This is a genomic window from Streptomyces hydrogenans (genome assembly GCF_014656075.1).
Classification (GTDB): domain Bacteria; phylum Actinomycetota; class Actinomycetes; order Streptomycetales; family Streptomycetaceae; genus Streptomyces; species Streptomyces hydrogenans.
Window position 1 is genome coordinate 1 of sequence record NZ_BNBS01000207.1, and the last position, 7,797, is coordinate 7,797.

General features: G+C 70.3%; 7 protein-coding genes and 1 pseudogene. 4 read left to right on the forward strand and 4 right to left on the reverse strand.

The features are described 5' to 3' along the window. Window positions 1-420: 420 nt before the first annotated feature. Together IE321_RS42615 and IE321_RS39760 are read right to left on the reverse strand one after the other, a co-directional pair. Window positions 421-610: pseudogene (locus tag IE321_RS42615) on the reverse strand (IS5/IS1182 family transposase); the annotation flags it as partial. A 265-nt stretch (window positions 611-875) separates the two neighbouring features. Next, entirely contained in the window at window positions 876-1,706 is an 831-nt protein-coding gene (locus IE321_RS39760) for an oxidoreductase (RefSeq protein WP_190226521.1), read from the reverse strand. A gap of 122 nt (window positions 1,707-1,828) precedes the next feature. Between IE321_RS39760 and IE321_RS39765 the strand changes: the two genes are divergently transcribed. The 3 genes from IE321_RS39765 (at window position 1,829) to IE321_RS39775 (ending at window position 4,446) form a co-directional block, all read left to right on the forward strand. After that, window positions 1,829-2,737: a LysR family transcriptional regulator gene (locus IE321_RS39765; RefSeq protein ID WP_190226522.1), complete on the forward strand. Its 909-nt coding sequence runs from the start codon at window positions 1,829-1,831 to the stop codon at window positions 2,735-2,737. A 563-nt stretch (window positions 2,738-3,300) separates the two neighbouring features. Beyond that, window positions 3,301-4,110, forward strand: coding sequence for a MoxR family ATPase (locus IE321_RS39770; protein ID WP_190226523.1), 810 nt, complete (start codon window positions 3,301-3,303; stop codon window positions 4,108-4,110). 72 nt (window positions 4,111-4,182) lie between these two features. After that, entirely contained in the window at window positions 4,183-4,446 is a 264-nt protein-coding gene (locus IE321_RS39775) for a hypothetical protein (protein WP_190226524.1), read from the forward strand. Between the two features lie 327 nt (window positions 4,447-4,773). On the opposite strand, the gene IE321_RS39780 is transcribed toward IE321_RS39775, so the two are convergent. Together IE321_RS39780 and IE321_RS39785 are read right to left on the reverse strand one after the other, a co-directional pair. Then, window positions 4,774-5,334 (reverse strand): DUF6193 family natural product biosynthesis protein, encoded by a 561-nt coding sequence (locus IE321_RS39780; protein ID WP_190226525.1) that lies wholly within the window; start codon window positions 5,332-5,334, stop codon window positions 4,774-4,776. Between the two features lie 310 nt (window positions 5,335-5,644). Further along, window positions 5,645-6,208, reverse strand: coding sequence for a cytochrome b (locus tag IE321_RS39785; protein ID WP_190226526.1), 564 nt, complete (start codon window positions 6,206-6,208; stop codon window positions 5,645-5,647). Between the two features lie 594 nt (window positions 6,209-6,802). Here IE321_RS39785 and IE321_RS39790 point away from each other — a divergent pair. Beyond that, window positions 6,803-7,660: an ETEC_3214 domain-containing protein gene (locus IE321_RS39790; RefSeq protein ID WP_190226527.1), complete on the forward strand. Its 858-nt coding sequence runs from the start codon at window positions 6,803-6,805 to the stop codon at window positions 7,658-7,660. The last annotated feature ends 137 nt before the right edge of the window (window positions 7,661-7,797 follow it).

Genomic DNA, 7,797 nt, shown 5'->3' on the forward strand with positions numbered 1-7,797 from the left:
CAGGACGGCGGCGATGACGAGTTCCATTGTGTTCCTTCCGGCGAGGCTCGCGCGGGGTTCCGTGTGAGCCGTTCACTGGAGAAGGGGTGCGGGGGCCGCGTCCGCATGACACCGCCGGAGAAGTTTCCGGAGGCATTGGGCTGAGAAGGCTGGCCGGCGGGAGCCGCGGAAAGAGTCTTGGGCGGGGCGTCATGCAGGCGGCACCCCGGTGTCCCTGTACAGGCGGGGCTCGACGACCCCGACGTGTCGCATGTCGATCACAGCGAACTGCCGGATTCCACGACGAGACCCCTCCGCCCCGCCCCGGAACCCCGCCTTGTCCGGACGGGGGACACCACGTACGACTCGTCTCGACATGAGCTGACACGAGCCGACGTGAACGGCCGGCCGGACGGCGGGGCCCCGCTGCGAGACCGTGTCCTATGTGGTGAGGCGGATGAGTCGTTTGCAGCAGCAGAGCGTGGCGGCGAGGTCGAGGAGGCCAGGTGGTTGCGGGGGTGGCGTGCGTGGCGGTGGTCGAGCCGGCGGTAGCCGGTGAGCCGGCACATGGTCCGCTCGATCACCCCCTGCGTAGCCCGAGACGCTTGGAGGACGCGATAGCACGAGCGGCTGAGCACCGGTCGGCCGGACGCGGCCCTCGTCGATGTCCCACCGCCCTGCCCCACGGCCCCGCACCGGTTCGTTCGCCCTCGTGGAAGGTTTCAGCGCGACAGCACCGAGCCCGGATCGACGCCGACGGAACACCCCCGCTCGCGCGGGGAGCAGGCCGGCCGCCGCACCGCTGTCCCGGGTACGGCGGATCGTGACGGTACCGGACCGGCCTCGTGTCCGAGTCCGGTCCGGTACGCCGCTCAGGGGGCGGCCGCCGCCGTGCCCTACCGCTCCAGTTTGGTGTCACGGCCGACCTTCTCCCAGGCGGAGAGGTCGCCGCGCACCTGCTCCAGGTGTGCGTAGATCGTGTCGATGGAGTCGTCGCCGAGAGCGAGCCGCATCGGCTTCTCGTCCGCGTTCAGGGCGGCCAGGACCGCGGCCGCGGCCTTCGCCGGCTCGCCGGGCTGGCCGCCGTCGCCGCCCTCCACGTAGGCGCGGGTGGCGCCGACCGTGTCCGTGTAGTCGGCGATCGTGTCCGGGCTGAGGCTGCCGTTGCCGAACAGGCTGGTGCGGAAGGCACCCGGCTCGACGATCAGGACGTGGATGCCGAGCGGGTTGACCTCGGCGGCCAGCGCCTCCGACATGCCCTCCAGGGCGAACTTCGTCGCGCTGTACGCGCCGAAGCCCGCCATCGACATCTGCCCGCCGACACTGCTGAGCTGCACGATCGCCCCGGAACGGCGCGCGCGCATGTACGGCAGGACGGCGCGGGTCAGCGCGGCGGGACCGAAGACGTGCACGTCGAAGAGCGAACGCAGCTCGGCATCGTCGGTCTCCTCGACCGAACCGACGTGGGTACGGCCGGCGTTGTTGACCAGGACGTCGAGGCGGCCGTGCCGCTCGGCGACCTCGCGCACCACTCGGTCGACCACGGCGTGGTCGGTCACGTCGAGGCTGACGGCATCGACCTGGTCGGGGTGGGCGGCGACCAGGTCGTCCAAGGCGCCCACGCGGCGGGCTCCGGCGACCACGACGTCGCCGGCGGCGACCGCCGCCTCGGTGAAGGCACGTCCGAAGCCGCTGTTGGCGCCGGTGATCAGCCATACCTTGCTCATGATGGTGTTCCCCTCGTGATGCCCATCGGGACGTCTCACCCGCCGACCACTCGGCGGTGACACAACGAGCATGACCACAGCGGGAGTTGCCCGTCCAAGATCCGTCGTGATAGCCCATGGGCATGACCACGGACGTGCACGGGCGGGATCTGCGGTACTTCCTCGCGGTCGCGGAGGAACTGCACTTCACACGAGCGGCGGAGAAGCTGTACGTCTCCCAGCCCGCGCTCAGCAAGCAGATCCGGGCCCTGGAGCGGCAGCTCGGCATCCCGCTCTTCGACCGCGACCGGCAGGGCGTCCGCCTCACCGAGGCCGGTACGGCCCTGCTGCCGCACGCCCGGGCGGTGCTCGCCGCGTGGGACGAGGCGGAGGGCGCGGTACGGGCGGCACGTGGGGAGGCGAACGGCACCCTGGTCGTCGGGATGAGCACCAGCCCCGGCCGGCGCGGACTGCTGCCCGCGATCCGCTCGCGCTTCACCGCGACCCACCCACGGGCCACCATCCGGCTGCGGCAGATCGGCTGGGAGGACCCGACGGCCGGGCTCGCCGACCGTGGCAGCGACGTGGCTTTCGTCTGGCTACCGATGGCCGGCGCGAACCGCTTCCGCTGGGTCGTCGTCGCCACCGAACCGCGCCTCGTGGCCCTGCCGGAGGACCATCCACTGGCCGCCCGCGAACGGATCGACTTCGCCGAACTCCTCGACGAGCCCTTCCTCGCCCTGCCCGACACCGGCCCCGCACTCCGTGACTACTGGCTGGCCCTGGACGCCCGGGACGGCCGTCCGCCCGTCGTCGGCGCAGAGATCGCCAGCGCCGACGAGACGTACGAGGCCCTGGTCGGCGGCCTCGGCATCTGCCTGGTCGCCACCGGCAACGCCCCGCTCCTCACCCGCGGCGGCGTCGTCACCCGCCCCGTCGACGGCGTCTCGGAGTCCCGCTTCGCGCTCGCCTGGCGCGCCGACGACACGCGCCCTCTGGTCCGCGACTACGCGGACGCGGCAGCCCAGGCCGCCGCGTCCACACGCACCTGACCCAGGCCGCCACCGGCCGCGCCCCCGGCGTGACGGGCCCGCTCCAGCAGGCGTAGATCGTTCCACGTCCTCCTCGCCATCGGCGAGGTGCGGCCCCTGCTCGCCGAGCGGGGGTGCACGATCAGCCCCGGCGTCCGGCTGCGAACACTGGCCGAAGTGATCGACCACCTCGGCGCCGGTCGGCAGACCGGCATCCTCGACGGCACCGACCGCCACCGCCGCGGTTCCCGCCCAGGCCACCACCCCGGCCCCGCAGGCCACCCCCGACCCGGCCTCGGGAGAGGTTCAGGGGTCCTCCGTGCACTGGACTGTCACCGCCGCTCTCGGCATGGCCATTATCGGCCTGGTGCCCCACCAGATCCCCGGCCTGGTCCGCATCGTGGACGCGGTCGGCTCCTTCTCCGCCGCCGTGGGCCGCGCCACCCCCCTGGCAGGACCCGCACGACATCGATCTGATCAACACGGCCCTGCTGCTGCACAGGCCGCTGCTCGTCACGGGCCGTCCCGGCATAGGCAAGTCCACCCTCGCCTACCCCGTCGCCCGCGAACTGGGCCTCGGCCGTGTGCTCCGCTGGGGCATCACCTCGCGCAGCACCCTGCGCTCCGGCCTGTACGAGTACGACGCCATCGGCCGCGCCCAGGCGTCGCTCGGACACCTCCGGCCCGCCGCCCCGGCGCCCGGCCCGGACGTCGGCCCGGCGTTCGGCTCTCCCGGGGAGCCGAACGGCGAGACGTCCGGGCCGAGAGGCCCCCGGATCGGGGACTTCGTCCGCCTGGGTCCGCTGAGCACCGCCCTGCTGCCGTACGAGCTGCCGCGGGTGCTGCTCATCGACGAGCTGGACAAGAGCGACATCGACCTGCCCAACGACCTCCTCCACGTCCTCGAGAGCGGCTCCTGCGCCAGCCCTGAGCTGGTCCGCGCCCGCCACCAGGAGGGGCGGGTCCTAGTGTTCACCGACGATCCGGGCGGCACGGCCCCAGTGCGCGACGGGCGGGTGCGCTGCCTGGCCTTCCCTTTCGTCGTGATCACCAGCAACGGCGTGCGGCAGTTCCCCGCCGCCTTCCTCCGGCGCTGCGTCCGGCTGGACGTCTCGCCGCCGCGCGAGGACCAGCTCACCGCCATGATCGCCGCCCACTTCCGGGACCAGGACGGCCGCCACACGGCCATGATCCAGGCGTTCCTGGAGCGCAGCCGGGAGAGCGGCGGACTCGCCACGGACCAGCTCCTGAACACCGTCTACCTGCGGACGGCCGACGCCCGGGACGACGACGAGACCTGGTGCGAACTCCTGGACGCCCTCTGGCGCCCGTTGTCGCAGGGCACCCGGTCCGGCGCTGGCCCCCCGACCGGAAAACGCCGGCACGAGACGTAAGCCGCCGGCGTCTGCTCCTCTACCGCCCGCACCACCCGGGTACCACCCATTCCTTCCCGAAAGGACCCCACCATGCCTTCCCGTCAGACCGTCCGGATCATCGCCGTCGTCATCGTCGTCCTGCTCGCCGTCGTCATCGGCCTCGGGGCGGGGATCGTCACGGCCGCCCTCGGCGCCAGTGCCCTCGTGGCCGTGGGCGCCGGCGGCGGGGCGTTCATCGCGATCGCCACCCTCGGGATGATCATCGTGGTGTACCTCGTCCCCCCGGCCCAGGTGTCCGCCCCGGCGGCACCCCTGCCTCCTCCGCCGAGTCAGGCCACCGCGGCCTCCTCGTGACCCGCTCGTTCGACGTGCTTCCTAGGGACCCGCAGGTGCCCCCGCGCTCGTAGAACTGCCGAGCGGCCTTGGTTGGTTCAGCTTCCATTTGCCGGCCTGTGTACGGCGCGGCCGAGGCTTCTACTCCTCGGTCGCCGGCTCGATCCCGAGGACTTGCTCACACATCCACTCCTGCACGGCCGTCAGGTTGTCCCACCCGAGGCGCTGCGCCCGCACCCGCGGTTGATGAGGCTCGTTGAATATCCCCATCCGGTGCTCAGGGGATGGACAGACCTGCTCGTAGTAGTTCCCCAGTCTTCAGCGTTCGCTGGGGGCGCCCTTCTGACGTCACTGGTCCTCGCGGTCACGCAGATCGTGTTGGGTCCCTGCGACCGCAGGCCCCCAGGTCTCCGACATGCGGGCGACGACCACCGCTGCGGCTTCCTCGGCCGTGTAGCCGGGTTCGCGCGAGAATGGCTCGCCGCGGTGATGGACCGCATAGCGGTGGTCACCGAGCGGATGGATCGCCGAGACGTCCTGGGAGAACGGGAACCCGGTGCATCTGCTGAACATCAGGGCACCGTGGCTGGTGAAGGGGAAGAGTGCTCTCAGTCTGGGCTCGGCGTGCGCTGCATGGAGCATTTCCAGGTCCTCGTACGGGCCGGGTGTCAGGTAGCGACTCCACTTCTCTGCCACGGCGTACTCAGGACCGCGTTCGTGGGCCAGAGCTAGGGGGCTGGCTTCCAGGAATGGTGCCGCGGCCTGTAGTTCGGCCAGAGTGACGCCTGCATGCCAGGCTGCGGCCGCTTCGGCGAGCTCGGCGAGGTCGCTGGTGGAGCCGTTGGTGAGATTCACACCTTGACCCCACGCGGCGATGAGGAACACCCGCTCCGCGGATCCGAGGTCCACGCTGAATCGGTCCAGCCGTGGGTTGCGGCTGGTGATCCCTGCGTGGATGAGCGACGAACCGTCGGACGGGGACCGAACCTCACCGACGTCCAGGTCGTTCTCGGCGGCGCACTGGGCGAGGGCTGCACGGAGACTCCCCGCAGCGGCAACATCGGGGTACAGCTCGGGATCGGGTGGGAGCGGCTGCCGGGACGGGCCAGGTTGTTGAGTCACCCCGACATGATCACTTCAGTTAAGTCCGCAACCAAGTGGGGAGTGAGAGCGGGCCTGGGGAAAATCGAAGATCCTCATCACGGCCAGGACAAGCACGTCAAAGCATGCGGCGTAGCAAGTGGTCGCGGTCGACGAGCTGGTGCTTGAGCACGAGCCCGATGTGCAGGGCCAGGGCGATGAAGAAGACGAGGTGTGCCGTGACGTGGGCGGCGAGCAGGCTGTCTTCACCGGAGACGACCAGGGCGAGCCCGGACAGCGGGATGGCGAAGGTCACCGCGTAGAGGGCGGTCTCGGTCCAGTGGGCCAGGCGGCGCTCGAACGTACCGAGGGTGGGCGCCCAGGGGGGCAGGGGCGTCGTGAGGCGCCAGACGAGACGGACGGTTCCCAGCAGGAGGATCGCCAGGCCGAGCAGGACATGGGCAGTGAGCAGCGTGTCATCGCCGAAGAGTTCGTAGCCGTCGTCGCCGCCCCTGTCACGCCCCTGGCCTTTGCCCGGCCCCTCCCCACGGCCCCGGCCTCGCCCCCTGCCCCGTCCGCTGTCGTCCACGTCGAGGAGGTAGCCGACGGCGAACTGCACGGCGATGGCGAGGACCACCGTCCAGTGCAGCGTCCTGGTGACGAGGCCGTAGCCATGGGGACCGTTCCGGAAGTGCGCGCCCATGCCCTTACGATGCACCACACGGGCGGATCAAGGCTGTAAAGCTACACCGGGCCGGAGCTGGAAGAGGGAGGCAGGGAGTCGTTCGCGCACCCAGAAAGCAGCCGCACCCCCAAGCCCCTGTCCGCCGCGGCATCCCCGGAAACCGGTGGCCGCATCCGCCGGTCACTCAAAATTCCGGGCGCGGGATGGTGCCGGGAGAAAGCAAGTAAAGAGTACGAGGTTCCCGCAGGGGTGTTTTCTTGCTGGGTGAGCCTGTTGTTGAGCCGTGCTTCGCCGAGGGGTGGAGCGGCCGGCCTTCGAGGTAGAGGTCGTATTGGTAGCGCCTGGCGTGTTCGAGGTCGCGCCGCTGCTGTGGGACAGCGTCCGGCAGGACGAGCTCCGCGAAACCGCGTTCCGGCTCTCACCCTGGGAGGACCGGATCCGGTCGGCTGACCAGGGAATCCGAGGGAGCCGTCTTGGCTGTTCTCGGCCTGCTCGGGTGTTCTCGGATTCCCTGGTCCACCGACCGGCCGTCGGGGGCGTGCGCCCTCTCGGCTCCCGACCTATGGTCTGAAAGTGTGGACGCCGTAGCGCGGCCGACACGATGGAGCGGCCATGGACGACCCGGAAGCACCCCGATCCCCGGAGACGAGCGCAACGGCGGGTGAGCGGTTCAGCTCGTTTACCAAGCGCAACGTCGTGCTGGTGGCCGTCTTCTTCCTGTCCAATCTCCTGACGGCGGTCAGCACCCTCGTCACGGCCGTGACCGTCCTCAGGGAGACGGGGACGGATTGGCGCGCCGCGGAGTACCGCAAGCTCCGGCAGCTCCGAGCGGGCTACACGCTGGAGAAGTTCCGGCAGGAGCTCGGGCCACCCGTCTTCCGTACGCCACTGGAGGGCGGCCCGTTCGTGCGGAACGTGTACCACCCACGGGAGGAGTACTGGGTGGAGGCTATCTCCGACAAGAGCAACGCCGCCATGACGTATGCGGTGACGACCTGCGATCCGGCCTTCAGGCCGGAGTTCTTCTTCGGTGGTGACGACAAGACCAGGATCGTCCTGAACGAGAACACGCTGTCGGATGTGCTGCCTGCGGAATGGGAGCGCGACCAGTCGCTCCAGTTGTCCTTCGGCGGCACCAGAAGCACCCCGCAACTCGCCTTCCACGTGTTCGGCGGCGGAGGCCCGGACCACTACCGCGAGTTCGCCTGGGGGCTCAACGACGTCTGCTCGGTGTGGCGTTCCAGGACGCCCGGGTACGACGTGCGAGCGTCGTGGAAGCGCTGGTTCGAGATCCAGAAGGGATACGAAGAACCGCTGGGGACCTTCTTCCTCCCCGAGAAGCTGAACAAGGGCGCCCGGGGGATCATGGCCGAGTCGGTCGTCAACACGTACGCGGAGACAGCGACCTTTCAAGACATGCTCCGCTACTACCCCATCGGCATCGGCGTGGACGTACTGACCGTCCAATAGCGCGCCGACTCACGCCCCGCCAAGGGTGTGAGGGGGCTCGACCGGATCCTCACCGGCCCGGAAGATCCTCCAGCGCGGTGCGCAGGGCGCCGGCGTCGGTGAAGCGGACCACGGTGATACCGACGGCCCCGGCGCCG

Excerpts from the sequence above, each read along its gene's own strand:
- IE321_RS39760 (WP_190226521.1), bottom strand. The coding sequence starts at position 1,706 with ATGAGCAAGGTATGGCTGATCACCGGCGCCAACAGCGGCTTCGGACGT.
- IE321_RS39765 (WP_190226522.1), top strand. The coding sequence starts at position 1,829 with ATGACCACGGACGTGCACGGGCGGGATCTGCGGTACTTCCTCGCGGTC.
- IE321_RS39775 (WP_190226524.1), top strand. The coding sequence starts at position 4,183 with ATGCCTTCCCGTCAGACCGTCCGGATCATCGCCGTCGTCATCGTCGTC.
- IE321_RS39785 (WP_190226526.1), bottom strand. The coding sequence starts at position 6,208 with ATGGGCGCGCACTTCCGGAACGGTCCCCATGGCTACGGCCTCGTCACC.
- IE321_RS39790 (WP_190226527.1), top strand. The coding sequence starts at position 6,803 with ATGGACGACCCGGAAGCACCCCGATCCCCGGAGACGAGCGCAACGGCG.